This is a genomic window from Actinosynnema sp. NPDC091369 (genome assembly GCF_044757065.1).
In the GTDB taxonomy this organism is placed as follows: domain Bacteria; phylum Actinomycetota; class Actinomycetes; order Mycobacteriales; family Pseudonocardiaceae; genus Actinosynnema.
Genome location: NZ_JBIVUG010000005.1, coordinates 450,034 through 471,034 on the forward strand (window position 1 = coordinate 450,034; position 21,001 = coordinate 471,034).

Below are 21,001 nucleotides of genomic sequence, written 5' to 3' on the forward strand. Positions count from 1 at the left end.
GGCGGAGTTCAGCCGATCAGACGTTGCGCCGGTACTGGCCGCCGACCTCGAAGAACGCCTCGGTGATCTGACCCAGCGTGCACACCCGCGCCGCGTCCATCAGCACCGCGAACACGTTCTCCCCCGACGCCGCGGCCTCCTTCAGCCGCCGCAGCGCGGGCTCCGCCTCGGCCGCGTGCGCGGCGGCGAACGCCCGCGTCCGCTCCACCTGCGACCGCTTCTCCTCCTCGGTCGCCCGCGCCAGCTCGATCGTCACGTGCTCGCGCTCGCCGCCCTCCGGCAGGAACGTGTTCACCCCGATCAACGGCAGCGAACCGTCGTGCTTGCGCTGCTCGTAGCGCATCGACTCGTCCTGGATCCGGCCGCGCTGGTAGCCGGTCTCCATCGCGCCCAGCACACCGCCGCGCTCGGAGAGCCGGTCGAACTCCGCCAGCACCGCCTCCTCGACCAGGTCGGTCAGCTCCTCGATCACGAACGAGCCCTGCAACGGGTTCTCGTTCGCCGACAGGCCCCACTCCTTGTTGATGATCAGCTGGATCGCCATCGCCCGGCGCACCGACGACTCGGTCGGCGTGGTGATCGCCTCGTCGTAGGCGTTGGTGTGCAACGAGTTGGTGTTGTCGTACAGCGCGCACAACGCCTGGAGCGTGGTGCGGATGTCGTTGAAGTCCATCTCCTGCGCGTGCAGCGACCGACCGGAGGTCTGCACGTGGTACTTGAACTTCTGCGACCGCTCGTTCGCCCCGTACCGCTCCCGCATGGCGATCGCCCAGATCCGCCGCGCCACCCGGCCGATCACGCTGTACTCCGCGTCCATGCCGTTGGAGAAGAAGAACGACAGGTTCGGCGCGAAGTCGTCGATGTCCATGCCGCGCGCCAAGTACGACTCGACGTAGGTGAACCCGTTGGCCAGCGTGAACGCCAGCTGGCTGATGGGGTTCGCCCCGGCCTCGGCGATGTGGTAGCCCGAGATCGACACCGAGTAGAAGTTGCGCACCTTCCGCGCGATGAACCACTCCTGGATGTCGGCCATCATCCGCAACGAGAACTCGGTGGAGAAGATGCAGGTGTTCTGCCCCTGGTCCTCCTTGAGGATGTCCGCCTGCACCGTGCCGCGCACGGTCGCCAGCGCCCAGGCCGTCAGCTCCTCCGCCTCCGCGGCCGACGGCTCCCGGCCGTGCTCGGCGCGGAACTTGTCCACCTGCTGGTCGACCACCGTGTTCAGGAAGAACGCCAGGATCGTCGGCGCCGGGCCGTTGATCGTCATCGACACCGACGTGGTCGGCGCGGTCAGGTCGAACCCGGCGTAGAGCGCCTTCATGTCGTCCAGCGTCGCGATCGACACCCCGGACGTGCCGATCTTGCCGTACACGTCCGGCGGGGTGTCCGGGTCGCGCCCGTACAGCGTCACCGAGTCGAACGCCGTGGACAGCCGCGTCGCCTCCGAGCCCTTCGACAGGTACTTGAACCGGCGGTTCGTCCGGAACGCGTCGCCCTCGCCCGCGAACATCCGCGCCGGGTCCTCGCCGTCCCGCTTGAACGGGAACACCCCCGCCGTGTACGGGAAGCGACCCGGCAGGTTCTCCTTGCGCAGGAACCGCAGCAACGTGCCTTCGTCGTCGTAGCGCGGCAACGACACCCGCCGCACCTTGTTGCCCGACAGCGTCTCCCGGGTCAGCTTGGTGTGGATCTCCCGGTCCCGCACCCGCACGACCATCTCGTCACCGCTGTAGGCTTCCACCACCTCCGGCCACGACACCAGCAGCTCCGCCGACACCGCGTCGACCTGCTTCTCCGCCGACTCCAGCAGCGACGTGATCGCCTCCGTGTCGTGCCCGACCGCCTCCAGCTCCGCCCGTGCCGCCCGCAGGTGCGCCACCCGCCGCACCGCGTCCACGTGCGTCTCGGTCGCGCGGTGGTAGCCACGCACCGTCTCGGCGATCTCGGCCAGGTACCGCACCCGCGTCGGGGGCACCACGGTCGCCGCCGACGTCGACACCCTGCCCGTGACGACCGGCAGCGCGCCCTCCGCGACGTCCAGCCCGCGCTGCGCCAGCTCACCGCGCAGGTGCTGGTACAGCGCGGTCACGCCGTCGTCGTTGAACGTCGCCGCGGACGTGCCGAACACCGGCATGTCCTCCCACGACGCCCCGAACGCCTCCCGGTTGCGCACCAGCTGCCTGGCCACGTCCCGCCGCGCGTCCTCCGCGCCCCGCCGCTCGAACTTGTTGATCGCCACCACGTCGGCGAAGTCCAGCATGTCGATCTTCTCCAGCTGCGACGCGGCGCCGAACTCCGGCGTCATCACGTACAGCGAGAGGTCGACGAACGGCACGATCGCCGCGTCGCCCTGACCGATGCCCGGCGTCTCCACCACCACGAGGTCGAACCCGGCCGCCTTGCACGCCACGATCGCGTCCGCCAGCCCGTCGGGCACCTCCGAGCCCGCCCGGCGCGTGGCCAGCGAGCGGAAGAACACCCGGTCGCCGTCCAGGCAGTTCATCCGGATCCGGTCGCCGAGCAGCGCGCCGCCGCCCTTGCGCCGGGTCGGGTCGACCGCCAGCACGGCCACCCGCAGCTTGTCCTGCTGGTCCAGCCGGAACCGGCGCACCAGCTCGTCGGTCAGCGACGACTTGCCGGAACCACCCGTTCCGGTGATTCCGAGGACGGGCACGGAACGTTCGGCGGCGACGTGGTTCATCCGGTCGCGCACGTCCGCGGGCAGCGCGTCCGCCTCGATCAGCGTGATCGCGCGGGCCAGCACGTCCTCGCTGCCGGTGAACAGGCCGTCCCACGACGACGGCGCGCGCTCGGCCAGCGGGTAGTCGCAGGCGGCCACCATCGTGTTGATCATGCGGGCGAGGCCGAGCTGCTGGCCGTCGGCCGGGGAGAAGATGCGCGCCACGCCGCGCGAGTGCAGCAGCTCGATCTCCTCCGGCACGATGACGCCACCGCCGCCGCCGTAGACCTTGATGTGCTCGGCGCCGCGTTCGGCGAGCAGTTCCACCAGGTAGCTGAAGTACTCGACGTGGCCGCCCTGGTAGGCGCTGATCGCGATGCCCTGCACGTCCTCCTGCACGGCCGCGGCGACGACCTCGCGCACCGAGCGGTTGTGGCCGAGGTGCACCACCTCGGCGCCCTGGGACTGCAGGATGCGACGCATGATGTTGATCGCGGCGTCGTGCCCGTCGAACAGGCTGGCCGCGGTCACGAAGCGAACCGGGTGCTGCGGGGGGTGCAGCGGGGCAGCGGTCACGACTGGCTCCTTCGGCAGGCGGAACTGCCCTCCAGATTACTAGGACATCCGTCTATCGGAAGTAGGAGCGTGTTGTGCGACGGGTCACCCGGAGCGTCGAGAAACGGACAAATCGGATCTAAACCGGTCCGTGTCGATCGTTTTCGCAACCCTGGCCGTACCCCCTGAAGAACACGCGTGTAGTTTCCGTCCAAACGGGGTAGAGGATCTTCCATGAGCAGCACACCTATCTACGACGAGCTGGCCGCCATCCTGCTCGCCGACCACCCGGGTACCGCCGATGCGGCTGTCGCCGGGAAGGCGCAGGCCGAGCCTGCCGAAGAGCCGTCCAAGCAGGTCAGGACCGGTGGCCGGAGGCGCAAGCCCGAGCCGGACGCCTAACTCTTTTCAGTCTGCACTGAAGCTATAGAGGCGATTGGAGTCGAACGCGCGTTCGACTCCCGGGTTATGCTGCACGCATGCAGGTGTCGCTGTTCGACGACGGCGCCGAAGCGCCCGCGCTGCGCCCGCTGACCGGTGTGCGGCGGACGGAGCTGGGCGACGGCGCGTGGATCGACGTGCTCCCCGGCTGGCTGACGGGCGCGGACGCGTTGTTCCGCCGGTTGGCCGACGAGGTGCCGTGGCGCGCCGAGCGCAGGCAGATGTACGAGCGCGTGGTCGACGTACCGCGCCTGCTCTGCTTCTACGACGAGAGCGCGCCGCTCCCCGATCCGGTGCTGACGCGGGCGCGCGACGAGCTGAGCGCCTGGTACGGCGAGGAGCTGGGCGAGCCGTTCCGCACCGCCGGGCTGTGCTACTACCGCGACGGCCGCGACTCCGTGGCCTGGCACGGTGACACGATCGGGCGAGGTTCGACCGAGGACACGATGGTGGCGATCGTGTCGGTGGGCACGCCGCGCGCCCTGGCGCTGCGCCCGCGCGGCGGCGGGACGACCGTCCGGTACGCGTTGGGCCACGGCGATCTGATCGTGATGGGCGGGTCGTGCCAGCGGACGTGGGAGCACGCCGTGCCGAAAGCGGGCAAAGCGGTCGGACCGCGCATCAGCATCCAGTTCCGGCCCCGCGGAGTGCGCTGACCACCGGAAATCTGGTCCTTGTGCCGCATGACCGCCGTAACCACTCCCCCTCTGGGAGCACTCCCAGAACGTTGCGAACACCCTCAAAGGAGAGCGGTAGGCGGCAACGGAGATCCAGCTTCGGCGCTCTGCTCACGGCTGCGGTAGCCGTGAGCGGCGTCGTCGCGATGGCGCCGAGGTGGGCAGTGCCCAGGGGCGGTGCGCCGCGCGGCTCCTGCACCGCGTCGAGGTCGAGCAGCACCCGCGTCGGTCGTTGCTCCGGTCGGGCCGGCGGACCGCGAGCCTGACGTGATCGAGGACCACGGACCCGTCCAGCTACGGGGCGGCTGACTTCCCGAGCGGACAAGGCCGCGACTGACCCACGTCCTACCTTGAACGCGCGGGGAGATCCGCGCGAAGAGGTGTCCGACGCCGTCCTCGCCGGCGCCGAGGTCGTGACGATCCCGCCGCAGAGTCCGCGAGCCAACGGCCCGCCCGACCTCGCATAACTCGGTCGACGCCGCCGACATCGAGTGGTACACCGTGTGGCACTCATCCTGAACGGCGGAACACCCATGCAGGACCACACGGTCGGCTCCGCGGAACGCATCGCTCCAGCCAACGATGTCGAACTCTGCTACGAGACCTTCGGCGACGAACGGCAGCCCGTGCTGCTGCTGATCATGGGCCTGGGGTTCCAACTCGTGCACTGGCCCGACGCGTTCTGCCGACGGCTCGCCGAGCGCGGCTTCCACGTCGTCCGCTTCGACAACCGCGATGCCGGCCGCTCGACGCACCTGCCCGGGGCCGAGTACGCGCTGGCCGACATGGCCGCCGACACCGTCGGGCTCCTCGACGCGCTCGGTGCCGAGCGCGCTCACGTCGTGGGAGCGTCGATGGGCGGAATGATCGCCCAGGTCGTGGCCGCGCTGCACCCGTCACGGGTGCTCAGCCTGGCGTCGCTCATGTCCACCACCGGCCGCCGCGGCCAGGGACGCACCTCCGCGCGGTTGCTCCGCAACCTGTTCACCCTGCCTGCCCGCACCGAGCAGCAGGCCGTCGAACGGCGCGTGCGGCTGTTCGAGACCATCGGCTCCCCCGGCTTCGCGCAGGACGTCGACGAGATCAGGCGGGCGACCGCGCTCGCGTTCCACCGCGACCCCGACCACCGCGGAGGTCGACGCCGGCAGTACCGGGCAGTGCGCGCGGCGGGCGATCGAACCGACCAGCTGGCACTGATCACGGCTCCGACGGTCGTCATCCACGGGACCGCGGACCGCATGTGCCACCACTCCGGAGGCGAGGCGACCGCGGCCGCGATCAGCGGTGCGCGGCTCGTGCTCGTCCCTGGTATGGGGCACGACCTCCCGCGTGGCGCATGGCCGACCATCATCGACGCGATCGTCGAGAACGCCCGCCGCGCCCAGTCCTGACCGACGAGGCGCGGCGGCGTCACGGAGAAGCAGATCCGCGCCCGCTCGGCCGCTGACCTTTCGCCCGACGCCGCGCAGGGTGTAGCGGACCCGGAAATACACACTTCCGGGGGACGCAGTGAATTCGCGGGAACACTTTCCGTTCATCTGTGTCGACCGTGGGTGGTCGAGGTCCGGGTTGTCGGTCTCGACCGCCGGCCCGAAGCGCTCGTCGGGGGTGGAAATCCCACTTCAGCGAAGCCAATGACGGACATTCGTGCGCAGAGAGTAGTTACCTGCTCGGCCTGGGCTACTGGGAGGCCGAGTCTTTTCGGTCCAGGGCGTCGAACGTGCGGTCGAGCGGCACCCGGCCGTGCGTTTCGGGAGCCGACCGAGGGGAACCCCTCTTGGACGGATCTACCAGGGATTCTCCGATGCATCCAGCCCACCGCACGCCCGCACCGCGGACCGCTTCCACCACTCGCGGAAAGAGCGGGGATGTTCCACTCTCAGGTGCACCGCGAAGAGCACCATCGTGCACGGTACCGGGAGGACAACATCAAGGAGATCAAACCGAAGAAGTGGCGAGCGCGCCTCACCGACGCACGAAGAACCTCTCTCGCCGGCCGAACTCGACATTGCCGCAGGCACCCCATCTGCGGATTGGGCGGCAATCTCTGGGGTGGCCGACACAGGCGGGAATGCGGTCCCACTGCGGTCGCGCCCGCGTCGCCGGCTCGTCGCCCCGGCTGACCACGTCCCGCCACAAGGTGTCGGTCGTGTCACCTCGATCGTGTGAATCCCCGCGCGCCGACGCACGCGGCCCGAGCCGAAGGAAGACCATGTCCCAGCGCAACACTCTCGTCCGAGCCATGCACGACATCGGCCTCGCCGCCTGGTTCGGCGGGTCTCTCGCCGGGGCGGTGGCCGTCAACGGGGCTGCCGCTGACATCCCGGACCACAGGCGGCGGCTGCAAGTGGCCAACGCGGGCTGGGCGCGCTGGACACCGGTGAACGCCGTGGCCATCGGCATGCACCTGGTGGGCGGGACAGCGCTGCTGCGGGCTGACAGGGACAGGGTCGCCGTTCAGCGCGGAGTAGCGGCCCAGACCGGGGTCAAGCTCGTCCTGACCGGAGCCGCGCTGGTGGTGACCGGCTACAGCAGGGCACTGGGCAAGAAGTTGCAGGCTGCCGACGGCGTCGCGGTCGAGGGCGGCACCACCCCGGCGGAATCCACCCCGCCGGAGATCGCGCACGCCCAGCGGCAGCTGGACATCTGCCAATGGCTGATCCCGGTCCTCACCGGCGGGATCTCGGTGCTCACGGCCCTGGCCGGAGAGCAGCTGCGGCCGGATCGGCAGGCGGACGGGATGTCCGGCAAGCAGGTGCGGTGGCTCCGCCGCGGCGCATGAGCCGGCGGCTGTGATCCGGCCACACCGGTGCGTCACGACGTTCCACCACTAGAGCGGTCCCGACGACGATGGCCGGAGGGATGGGTACCAATCCGTCGATCTTCGCCGCCGCGACCAGCGGCCCGGTTCCTACGACGACCAGCTGCACGACAGCCGGCGCGGGGCCGCGGATGAGCCACCGCCCGTAGGAGGCACGGTCGGCGACGGCACGCCTGCCGTGCCACGGCGCCCAGGAGCGCCTGGATTGGTCTCAACCCCATGTCCGGAGGTAACGATGGTGGACTTGCAACCGTTGCGGCGCTACGTCGCCGACGCCGTGTTCGGCCGCATCGCCGGGCCCGAGGGCGAAGCGCGCCGCGTCCGCATCCACCACGCGCCCGGCCCCCGATGGTTCGACCCGGACCGGCCGATCCGGCGCGTGCACGGCGACGCGGCCATGTTCATCGGCGGCCTGCGAGCGTTGCTGCTGCAGTCCCTGCACCCGGTGGCCATGGCCGCCGTCGCCGGTCACTCCGATTACCGCACCGACCCGTGGGGCCGGTTGCAGCGCACCAGCCTGTTCCTCGCCACCACGACCTTCGGCACGGCTGAGGACGCGCGGCGCGCCGTGGACAAGGTGCGCGGGATCCACCAGCGCATCCGCGGCACCACTGCCGACGGGGCGCCCTACCACGCCGCCGACCCACACCTGCTCGAGTGGGTACACGTCGCCGAGGTTGACAGCTTCCTGCGCTGCCACCAGCGCTACGGGACCGGGCGGCTGACACCGCGCGAGTGCGACGGCTACGTGGCCGACACGGCGCGGATCGGGGCGGCGCTGGGCATACCCGACGCTCCGACGACGGTGGCGGAGCTGGCTTCCCGGCTCGCCGCGTTCCGGCCCGAGCTGCGGGGCACCGGGGAGGCGCGTGAAGCCGCCAGGTTCCTCCTGGTGACACCACCGGTGCCGTTGGCGGTGCGGGTGCCCTACGCGGCGGTGGCGGCGGCGGCAGTCGGGTCGCTGCCGGTGTGGGCCCGCCTGCCGCTGCGGCTGCCTTTCCTGCCGGTCCTGGAGAACACCGCCGTCCGGCTGGCGGGTCACGGCGTCACCAACGCCGTCCGCTGGGCCCTGCCACCGGCGGAGCGCCGCGCGGGCTGACCACCGCACACTTGTGGTGGAGGGAAAATGCTGCGGCACGAAGTCGCCGTGCTGCGCCGAACCAGCTCTCAAGCGCGGTTGGACCGGGCCGATCGCGCAGTGCTCACCGCATTGGTCCGACGCCTCCCCGGCTGGTCACGAGAACACCGGCTGGTGACACCGGAGACATTCCTGTGATGGCACCGACGCGTGGTCGCGAAGATCCCACCACCGTGCCCACGAGCCAACGCCCACGCCGAACGATTCGTCGGCACAGTCCGACTGATCGCAGAGCCGGACTGCACCTCAACACGCCGCCGAGCAATCCTCGGCGGACTGATCGACAAATATGAACCCGTAGCAACCTGACCGCAGGTCAGACCGCGTACCCGACTCTTGACACCCCACAGGATGTGGGCTCGAAGCTCGATCTGGCGAAACCCGCCGTCCGATCGGCGGCCGTGACCCCGGCGCCGATCGGCGTTCTGCGTGCGGGTGCCGCCGCGGTCGGACGACCGCGGCGGCACCGGGCAGCTCCGCGAACGTGGGCCGGCGCGGGAGGCCGTGCGGCGTCACTGCCGCTGAACCGGGGACGGGCTGCCGGTGGCTACCGCCACGGCGCAGTCGTCATGAACTGCCGCCCGGAAGAGGTGTTCGGGCAGCCTGGCCCGATCACTCCCCCGGCGTGCGCCGCTTGCGCCGGTCGACCGCCCGCATGACGGGTCCCACCAGCAGGATGGCGGCACCACCCGCGACGACCGCCGACAGGGCGCCAGGTGCCCGGTCGCGGAACACCAGCGCGAGGACCAGTGCCACCAGCCACAACGCCGCGATGACCAGGCGCCTGACAACCATCAGTGATCAGCTCCCTTCACACCAGCTTGCCCAGCGGACCCGACACCGTGCCGCCGACCGTGCCCCAGAACCCGTCCGCGGCGACGTCGTCCCGGCTGCCGCCGGCGATCTGCGAACCGAGCGCGGCCCCCGCTCCGGTGAAGAAACCGCTCATGAGCGCCAAGGCGGGCAGGCACGCGACGCCCGTGCCGCACGCCGCTCCGACGAACGCGGAAGCGGCCAGCGTGCCCGCGAGCCCGCCGACGGTGGCCCCGCCCGTGGAGCTGAAGCTGGCACCGGTCGGATCGCTGTTGTTGATCGGGTCGCCGCCGGCGTAGTTGTACGGGTTGGCCTCCTGGCCGGTCGGGTCGGGCGAGCGGAAGCGGGCGTACGCGCTGTCGTAGACGCGGTAGCCCAGCAGGTACTGGCCTCGTTGGAGCTGGTAGGCGCCCAGGTAGCGGAACGGGTTGGACGCCGCTGCGGCACCGGTCGCGGTGACGGCGCCGTAGGGCGCGTAGGTGTACTCGGCGGAGACGTTGCCGTTGGTGTCGACCAGCGCGAGCACGCTGCCCTGGTGGTCGGTGACCGCGCCGTGGCGTGCGCCCGCCTTGTCCCTCAAGCCGATCAGCCGGCCCTTGGTGTCGCGGGTGTAGCTGGAACGCGTCCCGTTGTCCACGGTTTCGGTTACCCCGAGGGCGGTGCGGGTGAACACGTGCGTCACGGCCGTGCCGCCGGTGGGGGTTTCGGTGATGGTGCGGGGCTGGGTCTGGTCCGCGGTGTCGTAGGCGTAGTCCAGCACCTTGGTGGTGCCCAGGTTGCCGGTGAGCACCTGGTTCGTCGGGCTGAAGGTGAAGCTGGAGTCGGGGTTGGTGGTGGACTTGTAGTTGCCCGCGCCGTCGAAGGCGGCCGTCGTGTCGTTGATCCTGGTGTACTGGTCGGCGGCGTTGACGGTGTAGGTGCGGCCTTCGCCGGTGAGCAGGTTGGTGGCGTTGTCGAGCGTGTAGGCGCCCGTGCCCGCCTTGGTGAGGCGACCCAGGGCGTCGTAGGTGTAGTCGGTGGCCACGCCCTTGATCGTCTTCGACTGGATCTTGTCCGTGTCGACGCCGTCCGGCCGGGTGTAGCGGTAGGTTGCCTTCACCAGTTCGGCGCCCGGCTTGGTGACCGTGATGGAAGTGGGGCGGCCGGCGTTGTCGTAGCCGGTGGTCTGCACCGCGCCGCCCGGGAAGTTGGTGGTGGTGCGCCGGTCGGCGTTGTCGTAGCCGAACGTCGTCGTGCCGCCGTAGGCGTCCGCGAGCGACGTCAACCGGTCTGCGGCGTCGTAGCCGTAGGTCGCGGTGCCGGTCGGCGTGGTCAACGTCTTGAGGTTGCCGACCTTGTCGTAGGTGTAGCCGACGACCTCGGTGCCGCGGGTGACCTTGGTCAGCTGGTTGCGCGGGTCGTACTCCAGCGTCCGCGTCACACCGGGCGCCTGCGTCTGGGTGAGGTTTCCGTTGGCGTCGAAGGTGTTCGCCTGCACCACCGTCGCCCCGTGCCTGACCGACACGACCCGGTCCAGCCTGTCGTAGCCGTAGTCGACGCGCACGCCGTTGCCGTCGGTCACGCTCGTCACCCGCGACAACGAGTCGTACGTGTACGCGGTGGCGCCCGCGGGCGCCGGCGGGACGATCTTGGTCAGGTTCCCGTCCTGGTCGTACTCGTAGGACGTGATCGAGCCCTTGCCGTCCTTGCGCGTCCTCACCAGGCCCAGCGACGAGTAGGTGTAGGTCTCGATGTCGACGCCGAGGCCGGTCGAGCGCACCTTGGTCACGTTGCCGTTGGTGTCGTACCCCTTGGTCGCCCGGTTGCCCGAGGCGTCGGTGACCTGCGTCGGCAGGTGCGGGTGCGCCGAGCTCGTGTAGCCGACCACGCTCTGCGCCCCGGTCGCCAGCTTGGTGCCGATCAGGTTGTTCAACGAGTCGTACTGGTACGTGGTCGAGTGCGACAGCGCGTTCGTCGTGACGTTGACGTCACTGGCCGCCGTCCACGTCTGCGACTGGCTGTGGCCCAACGCGTCCGTGGCCTTGACCTGACGGCCTTCGTCGTCGAACTCGTGGGTCGAGGCGTTGCCGTTGGCGTCGGTGACGATCGTGTCGTAGGCGGCGTTCCACGCGTAGGTGGTGCTGACGCCGACGCCGTCCGGGGTCGGCTTCGTCAACTTCGTCAACCGCCCCAGGTCGTCGTGCTCGAACCGGTAGGTCCCGCCGCGGGGGTCGGTGACCGACGTCAGGAGGTTCGGGTAGTCGGCGGCGTACCCGAACTTGGTCTTCGCGCCGTTCCGGTCGGTGAACTCGCTGATCAGACCGTTCCCCGCGTAGGCGTAGTCGCCGAAGGTCAACCCGGACGGGTCGGTGATCGACCGCGGCCGGCCCTGCGCGTCGTAGTCGAACCGGGCGACCCGGTTGCGGGTGTCCACGACCGACGTCAGCTTGCCTTCAGGGCTGTACCGGTTGGTGACGGTGTTGCCGTTGCGGTCGGTCTGCGAGACGAGCCAGCCCGACGCGGTGAACAGCCACCGCTCGCTCGAGCCGTCGAACGAGACCACGAAGCCGCCGTCGGGCGTCCTGGTCAGCTTGGCGTCCACCTTGGGTGCAGGAGCATACGTGCCGTCGAGGTTGTCGTCGAACCACTCGCAGTACCCGTTGGGGCCGTGGAGGATGACGCCCTGGCCGTCGAAGACCTCCAGGCTGGTGTTGTCGTAGCCGAGCAGCCAGTCGCCGCCCGGGCTGGCGCCGTCGTAGGTGTTGAAGAACCGGTCCACCGTCAGGTTCAGCCCGGTGCCCTTGACCGTCAGCTCGCGGTAGGCCAGCACCGCGTTGCGGGTGTTGAGGTTGACCAGGACTTCCAGCCGGTCGCTGATCCGGTGCCGTTCCATGGGGTACGACGGCAGGACGCCGTAGTCGGCCCCGGCACACGTCAGCCGCTGTGCCTGCACGTCCCCGTCGCCCGAGGGCCACCGCTCCCGGTCGGGCGGTGGACCGCCCACCGGCGTCCGGTTCACGTCGGACGACGGGGTCCACGTCTCCGGCGCCTCCACCGCCCCGACGGCCTCGGGCGCGGCCTGCCCGATGCCGCTCACCACACCGGCCGCCACCACGGCGACCACCGTGCTGCCCAACGCGCGCAGCAGCAACCCACGCAGAACACTGCGTCTCACAACGATTCCCCCTCACGAACCGGACGCCCCCCGGCGTCCGGCGCACGCCGGCGGCCCTCTGGCCCCGGCGCATTCGAAGCTAGCGACGGGCCCTGTGAACCGCACCTCGGTATTGGGAGGTCACTCCAACGCAGCAACGCCGCGCCACGCACGGTCACCATCGTGGGCAGTCACACCGATGAGCGCAGATCCCGCCGGCGGGACAGACGGCGTGCCCGCACAGGATGACTGTCCATGTTGGACAGGAGGTTCACTGCTCCGGGCAGCGGCGAGCAGCCGCTCCGGCAACTGTCGGGACGGCCGCTCTCCGCGGGCATCAGCGCTTGTTGACCTTCAGCACGACCTCCGCGGTCGGCCCTCCTGGTTTCCAGCAAGAAATGACTCGGCCCTGGTGCTTGACGAGCCGGTCACCCGGTGATCCGTCGCCCTGGTCCTGATCCTGGTCCTGGTCGGAACGTCGGGCCAGGCTCCCGGCAGTCCCCCACCCGAACCCGTCGCCGCCACGCGCGAGCCGACCAGCAGACGTCCACTCCCCAACCGACGCCATCAGGCGACGTTGTCCGGTGAACGGTCGTGGTCGGCGTGCTCGGTGTGCTGGGAGACCAGTGGCACGACGTCGGTCACGGCGTGGTCGTGGCGGAAGGCTCGTCGCTGCCGGCTCGCACCATTGCCACTGGTGATCAACTCGTCCACGAGCGCCCTCACGGCCCGCAGCTCACCCGTCGCGGTCAGCGCGGATTCGACGTGGCGCAGCAGCCGGTGCAACAGATCGACGGCCGGAACGGGCCGGATGGTGTCGAGGTCGACGCCCATCCCGTCCAGTCCGTCACGCGCCGCGCGCCAATACGCCATGCGCAGCGCGTCGTCGCTGACGCGAGGTGCCGCGACACCGTCCTTAATGGACTGCAACGACGTCATGACGAGCGCCCGCACCAGGGCGGCGAACAGCACAGCCTCGTCCACAGTGGCCTGGACGTCACCTACCCGGACCTCCACGGTGGGCAGGTGCGAGGAGGGGCGGATGTCCCAGTACACCATCTTCTCGTCGAGCACGCTGCCGGAGCCGACTGCCATGTCCACGGCCGACTCGTAGTGCGCGAGCGTCTCGAAGTACGGCGGGGCGCCGGCACACGGCCAGCGGCCGACGATCACCGACCGCCAACTGGCGTAGTCGGTGTCGACGCCGTGGTGGATCGGCGAGTTCGCGGTGAGCGCCAGCAGCACGGGCAGCCACGGCCGGACGTGGTTGCAGACCTGGACCGCGGTCTCCCGGTCGGGCACCTCGACGTGGACGTGGCACCCGCACACGACGTTCTCGGGTGCCAGCTGCCCGTATGCGTTGTTGATCCTGTGGTACCGCGGGTCGTCGGTGATCGGCGGTCCCGGTGCGTCATCGGCCAGAGCGGTGCCCACGGCGAGCAGGCTGCCGCCACACCGCGACGCCGCCTCGGCGGCGGTAGAGCGCAGGAGCGTCAGCTGCTCGCGCACCTCCGCCATGGTCCGGCACACCGCCGTGTTGATCTCCACCTGCGCCCTGGTCAGCTCCAACTCCAGCGCACCGCCCAGATCGCGGGCGACCTCGACGACGTGCGCGCTGATCGGGAGCAGGTGCCCGGTGGACAGGTCCGCCAGCAGGAACTCCTCTTCCACACCGACGGTCGGCACACCGGGCGCACCCGGGTCCGCAGACCACAGCACAGGGGAAAACGACGCCATGCCTGCCTCGCTCACATGTTTGATCACCACCGGTGGGGACCGGGGGATAACCCGCAGTCACCCTTCGCAAACCGGTGGTCCGTTCGGACCACGGGAGGACGGTCGGTCGCCACGAAGAGCGTGAGGTCGGCCGTGGGCGAGTCACCGGCCAGGGGCCGCGCGCACTGCTGCGCAGCTTGCCGTCCGGGAAGTACGTGCTGACGATCGTGCGGTTCACCGCATCGCCCGCACTGCTCAGCGTGTTAGCGCCGCTAACGACGTTCTGTGGGCCGTCATGGCCTCGTCCCTCATCGCGGGCAACGACCTGCGCAACATGGACGCCGCCACGCAGACCCGACGCGTCCTGGCCAAGCGCCTGTCCAACCCCCGGCAGCACACCGACCAACAGCGCCCTGGCCCAGACCTGGGACTGCAACGGCCAGACCGACCAGCGCTGGACCCGCACCTGGTCCGGTCAGCGGCTGGGACCCACCCGGTCGGACCCCACCTGGGCGCGACCGGCGAGAACCCGGGGACCAGGCGCTCGGCGTCGTCAGGCCGCGCGGTCGCACCGAGGTCAGCGCCGCGATCCCGAACGCCAGGGCGGTCACCACGAAGCAGAAACCGAGGCCGACGTGGTCGACGGGTGTTCGTCAGCCCGCGAACGGTCGGTTGAACACGGGCGGGACGTAGTCGACGTAACGGCCATCGACAGCAAGCCCGTTCATGGTGCGAGGCGAGAGGTCGGGCCAGACGCCCGTCCGCAACCGCTGCCACATCCGGTCGATCGCGGCGACCTGCTCGTCGACGGTGAACGTGCAGTGCCCCGCTGTCCGCACGTACGTCTGACGCACGAACCGGCCGTTGCCCTCGCGGTTGGCCAGCGCCTCGTAGGACTGCTGCTGCGCCACGGTGGAGATCTGGTCGCCGAGGCCGCTGACCGTGAGGACCGGCACGCGCACGTCGCCCGTGAACACGATTCCCCTGGACAGGTGCGACACGGCAGCGGGGTCGGCGGCGACGCGGGGAGCCGCGGCCAACCGCCCGAGGTCGGCCCGCAGGTCCAACCCGGCACGGGCGTACAGCCGCACGACGGTGAGCTGCTGGCCGGGCTCGGCCGACGCGAGTTGCCGCTCGTAGTCGACCCCCGTGTTCCACGAGGGGTTCCCGCCGGAGATCTGCTCGATGGCGCGCCTGCTGCTCATCGCCTGTCCGATGTAGGGCAGCGGACCTCCGGCCAACGCCTGGTACATGCCGTTCTCGATGCCCGTTGCGTCCCACCACGCCGGCACCGGCGGCGCGGTGCCGTCCGCCGTGAGCCCCCAGCCCGGGAGTTGACCGATCGCGGAGGCGAGCGCGATGCGCGCCCGCCCCTCCGCCGTGGACTGCGCTCCGGCGAGGGCCGAGACCCACTGCTGACGCGCACCGGCGACGTCAGCGGGAATCCCGGTCACGGGCAAGGCGCTGCCGTCGAACAGCAACGTCTTCAGCGCGAACACGGTATCGAGCTTCTGGTTCCACTGCCCCACCGAACCACCGAGCCCGCCGCAGAACGGTATGGCGGCGTCGAACAGGTCGGGGTGGACCTGCGCGGCGCCCGCGGCCACGAACCCGCCCATCGAGCGGCCTTCGGCGACCGCCCACCGCGCGGGCCCGAACGCCGCCTCGAACCGCCCAAGCGCGGCGGCCTGGTCGTCGATCGCCAGGGCGATGCGCCACCCGGTGAAAGCCCTGGTCGTGCCGCCCACGGCGTAGCCGCGCTGGACGAGACTCGCGGTCAGCGGCGCGGTGAGCCCGCCGTCGGCGAAGTCCATGTCCACCAGCACCACGCCGTTCCACCGGTTCGGCTTGACGAACTGGTACGGGGTGCCGTCGGGGAGCTGCCCGGACGCGCAAGCCGCCGTTCCCAGGCACGGCGTTGCGTCCGGTGGCGCGGCGACCGCGGCAGGCACACCGGCCGCCAGCATCGACGCGGCTGCCAGCACGACACCGAGTTTGCGCACCGCGGACATGTGAATCTCCAGTCCCGCCTGAAAGCCGGCATCGCCCGCGAACCGCCGTGCGGCCGATTCGCGCCTCACCCACCCGGCACGCACCACCACCACGAGCAGACTCATGATGTTCTGCTGCGGCACCGACCGTCAATGACAACCGGCTCCGTGGTGAGTTGCGCAACGTTGCGTTGGTGGATGGCGCGCAGGTCAATCGCCACGGCCTCCTCGACGCCTACCAGCGTGCGACCTGACCTGCCCGGACGGCACTCCCGGCAAGCGCAGCGTCGGCTCCGGCCGGGCAAACCCGACCGGAGCCTCGACCGGTGCCGCCTACCGCGTCCTGTCGCCTTGATCAGCCCCGGGACTCGTCCTCGATCGCGCCGACCCGCTCCGGGTCTTCCGGAGCGGGCATGTGACGGATGCTGTCGCTGCCCTTGTGGTCGTGGGCGCGGGAGTATCGGGAATCCAACACCCTTCCCAACTTGTGCGCCGCTCCCGCGTACGCCTCATCCACAGTGGTCGCGTGGTGGGTGACCGCCACCGGCTGCTTACCCCCCGGTCGCGCCTCGATGACGCACTTCTTGTCCTCCGGCTTGCTGCCCCCGTCCTCGCTGAGGTGCACCTCAACCCGCGTCAACCAGCCGCTGAACCGGGACAGACCACTCTCCAGGTCGGCGGTGACAAAGGTGGCCAGTCCTTCGCCACCTTTGATGTTGTGGTCGGTGTTGACCTGGATCTGCATCCGCACCTCCGCAGCAGAACAGCAATGGTCTTGACCGGTACCACGGGAGCGGTCGGCTCAAACGCAGCATCAGGAGATCCAGTCACCGCCACACCCCATCACTCAACCTGACGACGTCCCACTAGACGATCGTGTACCCGCCGTCGGCCAGCAGCAGCGCACCCGTGACGTAGCTGGACCGCGGCGAGGCGAGGAAGAGGATCACCTCGGCGATCTCCCTCGGCTCGCTCATGCGCCGCAGTGCCGTGGTAGTGGCAGCGTTGTCGTGGACCGCGTCCCCGAACAGGTTCATCACGGTCTCGGTGGTCACCCCACCCGGCGCGACGGAGTTGACCCGCACGCCGCTCATGCCGAACTCCACGGCCCAGTTGCGGGTCAGGGACTCCAGGGCGGCTTTCGTCGCGCCGTAGGCGGCGGCGTTGTAGACCGGTGTGACGGCGGCCACGGTCGAGACGTTCACGATCGCACCTGCGCCCTTGGCCACCATGGCGGGTGCCAACGCCGCGGTGAGGTGGAACGGCGCGAGGACGTTGACCGCGAGTAACTCCTCGAAGCCCTCGCGGGTCTGCTCGGCGGTTGACGCGAACGGGTAGATGCCCGCGTTGTTCACCAGCACGTCCACCTCGCCCGCCGCCGAGGCGAGCTCCCGCACGCCGTCCGCGGTGGACAGGTCGGCTCGGACGAACCGCGCGGTCCCGCCGTCCGCCTCGATCTCGGCGACGACGTCCGCGCCGCGCGCGGCGTCCCGGCCGTGGACGATCACGCTCGCGCCCTCGCGGGCGAACACCTTCGCGGTCTCGTGGCCGATCCCGGCTGTAGCGCCGGTGACGAGCGCGACCTTGTTGCGCAGTTCCACGGGTATGCTCCCTCGCAGTTCGACAAAAGGCGAAGAACGTATGCCGCATCGGGCCCCGTTCGCAAGCTGTGCCGCTCGAAAAGTCATCGTCGCTGGTAGAGCCGGGGCACCACCGCCTTGAGAGCGTGGCCGGGTGATCGTGTCCCTGATGTACGGGGTGGCCCGGAAGTCGCTGTCAGCTCCGTCGGTGCGGCTGCGCTGCGAGGCGGCGAAGGACGCCGAGCGCTGGTGCTCCGGCACGAGAACGCGGTTTTCGCCGGCAACTGACGGGTCCTGTCCGCTTCGAGCCCGCGGACCGGTCTGGTTCGCCGCCCTGTCCAAGGGGAACTGGCTCGACGCGGACGGCGGTGGAGCAGGCCCGGCCGCAGCCGATCATCCCCTGCGCGGAGTTCAGCCGCACGTTCCGGGGGGCGATGCGCTGCGACTGGCGCATTCGTTCGGCGGTTGAACGGAAAACCGCCTGATGGCAAGATCGGGACACGCGCCGCCGCCATGCGACTCGATGGGGAGCAGCACATGGTCAAGGCACTGCCCCGTGCCGTCCTCACGGCGGCGCTCATCACGGCCGCCACGACGGTCCCGGCCCAGGCCGCCACCGTCGTCGTCGCGGCAGACGGCACCGGGAACTACCGGACCGTGCAGGCCGCGGTGAACGCGGTCCCGGCCGGCACCACGATCTCGATCGGCAAGGGCACCTACCGGGAGACGGTGACGATCCCGAGCGCCAAGACCGGCCTCACGCTCGTCGGCGCGACCGGCGTGGCCTCGGACGTCGTCATCGTCGGCGACAAGGCGGCGAAGAACACCGGAAGCACCCTGACCACCGCCACCGTCACGATCAACGCCGCCAACACCACCGTGCGGGCGCTGACCGTCAAGAACGACTACGTGGAAACGGGTTCCGGGTCGGAGCAGGCCGTCGCGCTGGCGGCGAACGGCGACCGGCAGGTCTACGACAACGTCCGCGTGCTGGGCAACCAGGACACACTCCTGTCGTGGGGGCCGTCGTACGCCGTGCGGTACCGGCAGTACTTCCGGAACTGCCACGTGGAAGGGGACGTGGACTTCATCTTCGGCCTGGGCTCGGTGGTGTTCGACCGCTGCACCATCACCTCCCTCTCCCGCGGCTCCTCGAGCAACAACGGGTACGTCACCGCCGCGTCGACCGACCGGAACAACCCATACGGGTTCCTGTTCCGCGGCTGCACGTTCGGCGGCGCCGTCACCGCAGGCACCGTGTCCCTGGGCCGGCCGTGGAGCCCTGACGCGAACAGCAACGCGCAGGTCGTCATCCGCGAGTCCTACCTGGGCGCGCACATCCGCACCTCGCAGCCGTGGACCGACATGGGCTCCACGTCGTGGCGCAGCGCGCGGTTCTTCGAGTACGCCAACACCGGCCCGGGCGCCGGAGTCAACGCCAACCGGCCGCAGCTGAGCTCCACCGCAGCGGCGAACCACACGCCGCAGAAGTACCTGGCGGGTTCCGACGGCTGGAACCCGGTCAGGTGACCGTGCCATCAACGAAGGCGAGAGGGTAATCGTGCTGGGGAGACTTGTGATCGGGACCGCGGTCGCCGCGGTGTTATCCGGCGGCGTCACGGTCGGGACGGCGTCCGCGGGAACGGTCGGGCTGGGGCTCGACTACACCTGCGGACCCGGGGTCGTCGTGCACGCCGACGTCACGGCCGTCGTGCCCGACGAGGGAATGGCCGGCGGGAACGTCCCGTACCTCGAACCCGCGTACATCGACGTGGACGTCACGTTCGCCCTCGACCGCGCGCCGGCCGGTGTCCGGATCGACGGCGACAGCACCGCGTCGCTGGCGGCGACCGTCGTCGGTCCCGCGGGGACCACGACGACCGCGGCGGCGTTGAGCTTCGCGCCGACCCTGCTCACCTCGTCCGGCGGGCCGGTGAAGGCCGCCGGCGGGTTCCCGCAGCTGGGCCTCTACCCGGCCGGGGACTACGCGATCCACCTGGGCGACCTCACGCTGTCCCTGCGGCCGGAACACGCGGACGGGACGCCTGCGGGTGCCTCCACCACCGTGACCTGCCGGCACTCCGGCCCCAACGACCTGCTGACCGTGGTCAAGTCCGAGTCGAGCATCATCGAGCACCCGGTGCGGCCGTCGCAGCTGCAGGTGACGGCCGTGACGCCGACCAGTGTCTCGCTGAGTTGGTACTCGACCTCGTGGTGGTTCCCCACGATCGGCTACGACGTGTTCCTGGACAACGTGAAGGTCGCCTTCGTGACCGACGAGCAGGCGACGCTCACCGGGCTGAGCCCCGACACCCAGCACCGCGTCAAGGTCACCACCAAGGACTCGTACGGCTTCTCGTCCCCGAAGAGCCAGGGGCTGGTCTTCGCGACGCCGCTGCGCGGCCGGTGACCGTGAATCCGCCTCGGACCGGGTGGAGATCGACGTAGGACACGCAGCGGCCGTGGACCCGGGAGTCCTCCGCGGTCTCCCGGGTCGCCGGGAACGCCTCGGATGCGCCGGGATCAGCGGCTCCACGCGGCGGCCCAGAACCGGTCGGTGAGGGCGTCCTCGCGCATGGGGCGCCCTCGAACCGCCTCGCGCCGCAAGCGAAGCGACACGGCAACTCAGTCGAACTGATCACTGGCTGCGCAGCGGCGGACCGTTGCCGATGAGCGCGCGTGCGGTGGGTCCGGAGCGCCTGGAGCAAGCGGGTGCTGATGTCGGCGATCTGCTCCTGGCCGACTCCTGGCAGCAGGCGCACGAACTCGTCGCCGCCGGAGCGGGCGACCAGGTCGCTGCCGCGGAGTTCCTGCCGCAAGACGTTGGCGGCGGCGTGGATCGCGTCGTCACCGGCCGGGTGGCCCAACTCGTCGTTGATCCGCTTGAACCGGTCGAGGTCGATCATGATCAGGGCCGCGGGCTGAAGCTGCTCCCGGATGCGGTGCAGGAGCGCGGACGCGAGCTGGGGCGAAGAACACGGGGTCGAGGAGGCCGGTCCTGGGGTCGGCCCGCACCTGGCGGCGTAGCTGCGACAGGATGAACTGCTGGTGCAGCACGACGACGGTCGCCATGGGCACGAGGACGAGCCACGGCGTGTAGATCAGCAGAGCGGCCATGCCGATGCCCAGGCACAGCGCCGCTGCGACGACGAGCTGGTCCGTGAGCTCGCGGAATGGCGCGCGGATCGGGGCGTCCGGGTTGCTCACGCGCAGGACAAGGACCACCAGGGAGTAGTTGACGGCCCACCACGTCACTGCGGCGGTCACCAGCACGAGCAAGCCGAGCGGTCCGGGCGGGATCGTCGCTTCGTCCATGAGCCCGCTGACGCTGAGCACCGCGCCGGCCCCTCCCGAGGCCAGGATGAACGTGGCGCGGGCTCATCCGCTCGACGTCACGCGGCACGAAGGCCCCGGCGGCGTAGTCACTGCGGCGGCGTGACGCCGAGCGGAGCCGCT

At 70.3% G+C, this 21,001-nt stretch carries 16 protein-coding genes; 7 read left to right on the forward strand and 9 right to left on the reverse strand.

Annotated features, from left to right (window positions below; genetic code table 11):
* Window positions 1–16 precede the first annotated feature (16 nt).
* Window positions 17–3,256, reverse strand: coding sequence for a fused isobutyryl-CoA mutase/GTPase IcmF (gene icmF / locus ACIQMJ_RS21955; RefSeq protein WP_499762851.1), 3,240 nt, complete (start codon window positions 3,254–3,256; stop codon window positions 17–19).
* Window positions 3,257–3,469: 213 nt separating this feature from the next.
* On the opposite strand from icmF, the gene ACIQMJ_RS21960 reads away from it, so the two are divergent.
* From ACIQMJ_RS21960 to ACIQMJ_RS21980, 5 genes are all read left to right on the forward strand, one after another.
* Window positions 3,470–3,637, forward strand: a complete 168-nt coding sequence (locus ACIQMJ_RS21960) for a hypothetical protein (RefSeq protein WP_499762852.1) — start codon at window positions 3,470–3,472, stop codon at window positions 3,635–3,637.
* Window positions 3,638–3,714: 77 nt separating this feature from the next.
* Window positions 3,715–4,332: an alpha-ketoglutarate-dependent dioxygenase AlkB gene (locus tag ACIQMJ_RS21965; protein WP_499762853.1), complete on the forward strand. Its 618-nt coding sequence runs from the start codon at window positions 3,715–3,717 to the stop codon at window positions 4,330–4,332.
* Window positions 4,333–4,856: 524 nt separating this feature from the next.
* Window positions 4,857–5,744, forward strand: a complete 888-nt coding sequence (locus ACIQMJ_RS21970) for an alpha/beta fold hydrolase (protein ID WP_499762854.1) — start codon at window positions 4,857–4,859, stop codon at window positions 5,742–5,744.
* Window positions 5,745–6,565: 821 nt separating this feature from the next.
* Window positions 6,566–7,135 carry a hypothetical protein gene (locus ACIQMJ_RS21975; RefSeq protein WP_499762855.1) on the forward strand — a complete coding sequence of 190 codons (570 nt, stop codon included), beginning with the start codon at window positions 6,566–6,568 and terminating at the stop codon, window positions 7,133–7,135.
* Window positions 7,136–7,409: 274 nt separating this feature from the next.
* Entirely contained in the window at window positions 7,410–8,273 is an 864-nt protein-coding gene (locus ACIQMJ_RS21980) for an oxygenase MpaB family protein (RefSeq protein ID WP_499762856.1), read from the forward strand.
* Between the two features lie 651 nt (window positions 8,274–8,924).
* Here ACIQMJ_RS21980 and ACIQMJ_RS21985 read toward each other — a convergent pair.
* From ACIQMJ_RS21985 to ACIQMJ_RS22010, 6 genes are all read right to left on the reverse strand, one after another.
* A complete protein-coding gene (locus ACIQMJ_RS21985; protein ID WP_499762857.1) occupies window positions 8,925–9,107 on the reverse strand; it encodes a hypothetical protein in 183 nt (60 codons plus the stop codon).
* 16 nt (window positions 9,108–9,123) lie between these two features.
* The gene (locus ACIQMJ_RS21990) at window positions 9,124–12,279 is read right to left on the reverse strand and encodes an RHS repeat domain-containing protein (protein ID WP_499762858.1); all 3,156 of its coding nucleotides are present in this window, start codon (window positions 12,277–12,279) and stop codon (window positions 9,124–9,126) included.
* A 546-nt stretch (window positions 12,280–12,825) separates the two neighbouring features.
* Window positions 12,826–13,944 (reverse strand): carboxylate-amine ligase, encoded by a 1,119-nt coding sequence (locus ACIQMJ_RS21995; protein WP_499762859.1) that lies wholly within the window; start codon window positions 13,942–13,944, stop codon window positions 12,826–12,828.
* A gap of 683 nt (window positions 13,945–14,627) precedes the next feature.
* Complete coding sequence (locus ACIQMJ_RS22000) at window positions 14,628–15,986, reverse strand: alpha/beta hydrolase family protein (protein WP_499762860.1); 1,359 nt, start codon at window positions 15,984–15,986, stop codon at window positions 14,628–14,630.
* A gap of 334 nt (window positions 15,987–16,320) precedes the next feature.
* The gene (locus ACIQMJ_RS22005) at window positions 16,321–16,710 is read right to left on the reverse strand and encodes an HPF/RaiA family ribosome-associated protein (protein WP_499762861.1); all 390 of its coding nucleotides are present in this window, start codon (window positions 16,708–16,710) and stop codon (window positions 16,321–16,323) included.
* A gap of 121 nt (window positions 16,711–16,831) precedes the next feature.
* Window positions 16,832–17,566, reverse strand: coding sequence for an SDR family NAD(P)-dependent oxidoreductase (locus tag ACIQMJ_RS22010; protein WP_499762862.1), 735 nt, complete (start codon window positions 17,564–17,566; stop codon window positions 16,832–16,834).
* A gap of 516 nt (window positions 17,567–18,082) precedes the next feature.
* Between ACIQMJ_RS22010 and ACIQMJ_RS22015 the strand changes: the two genes are divergently transcribed.
* A complete protein-coding gene (locus ACIQMJ_RS22015) occupies window positions 18,083–19,075 on the forward strand; it encodes a pectinesterase family protein (RefSeq protein WP_499762863.1) in 993 nt (330 codons plus the stop codon).
* Window positions 19,076–19,121: 46 nt separating this feature from the next.
* Entirely contained in the window at window positions 19,122–19,955 is an 834-nt protein-coding gene (locus tag ACIQMJ_RS22020) for a fibronectin type III domain-containing protein (protein WP_499762864.1), read from the forward strand.
* Here ACIQMJ_RS22020 and ACIQMJ_RS22025 read toward each other — a convergent pair.
* Window positions 19,876–20,451: a GGDEF domain-containing protein gene (locus ACIQMJ_RS22025; RefSeq protein ID WP_499762865.1), complete on the reverse strand. Its 576-nt coding sequence runs from the start codon at window positions 20,449–20,451 to the stop codon at window positions 19,876–19,878. The genes ACIQMJ_RS22020 and ACIQMJ_RS22025 overlap by 80 nt on opposite strands.
* Entirely contained in the window at window positions 20,393–20,860 is a 468-nt protein-coding gene (locus ACIQMJ_RS22030; protein WP_499762866.1) for a hypothetical protein, read from the reverse strand. Before ACIQMJ_RS22030 ends, ACIQMJ_RS22025 begins: the two co-directional genes overlap by 59 nt.
* Window positions 20,861–21,001: the final 141 nt, after the last annotated feature.

What these genes read in the sequence shown, in the direction of transcription:
- ACIQMJ_RS21960 (WP_499762852.1), top strand. Translation starts at nt 3,470, where the DNA reads ATGAGCAGCACACCTATCTACGACGAGCTGGCCGCCATCCTGCTCGCC.
- ACIQMJ_RS21965 (WP_499762853.1), top strand. Translation starts at nt 3,715, where the DNA reads ATGCAGGTGTCGCTGTTCGACGACGGCGCCGAAGCGCCCGCGCTGCGC.
- ACIQMJ_RS21975 (WP_499762855.1), top strand. Translation starts at nt 6,566, where the DNA reads ATGTCCCAGCGCAACACTCTCGTCCGAGCCATGCACGACATCGGCCTC.
- ACIQMJ_RS21980 (WP_499762856.1), top strand. Translation starts at nt 7,410, where the DNA reads ATGGTGGACTTGCAACCGTTGCGGCGCTACGTCGCCGACGCCGTGTTC.
- ACIQMJ_RS21985 (WP_499762857.1), bottom strand. Translation starts at nt 9,107, where the DNA reads ATGGTTGTCAGGCGCCTGGTCATCGCGGCGTTGTGGCTGGTGGCACTG.
- ACIQMJ_RS22000 (WP_499762860.1), bottom strand. Translation starts at nt 15,986, where the DNA reads ATGTCCGCGGTGCGCAAACTCGGTGTCGTGCTGGCAGCCGCGTCGATG.
- ACIQMJ_RS22005 (WP_499762861.1), bottom strand. Translation starts at nt 16,710, where the DNA reads ATGCAGATCCAGGTCAACACCGACCACAACATCAAAGGTGGCGAAGGA.
- ACIQMJ_RS22015 (WP_499762863.1), top strand. Translation starts at nt 18,083, where the DNA reads ATGGTCAAGGCACTGCCCCGTGCCGTCCTCACGGCGGCGCTCATCACG.
- ACIQMJ_RS22025 (WP_499762865.1), bottom strand. Translation starts at nt 20,451, where the DNA reads ATGATCGACCTCGACCGGTTCAAGCGGATCAACGACGAGTTGGGCCAC.
- ACIQMJ_RS22030 (WP_499762866.1), bottom strand. Translation starts at nt 20,860, where the DNA reads ATGGACGAAGCGACGATCCCGCCCGGACCGCTCGGCTTGCTCGTGCTG.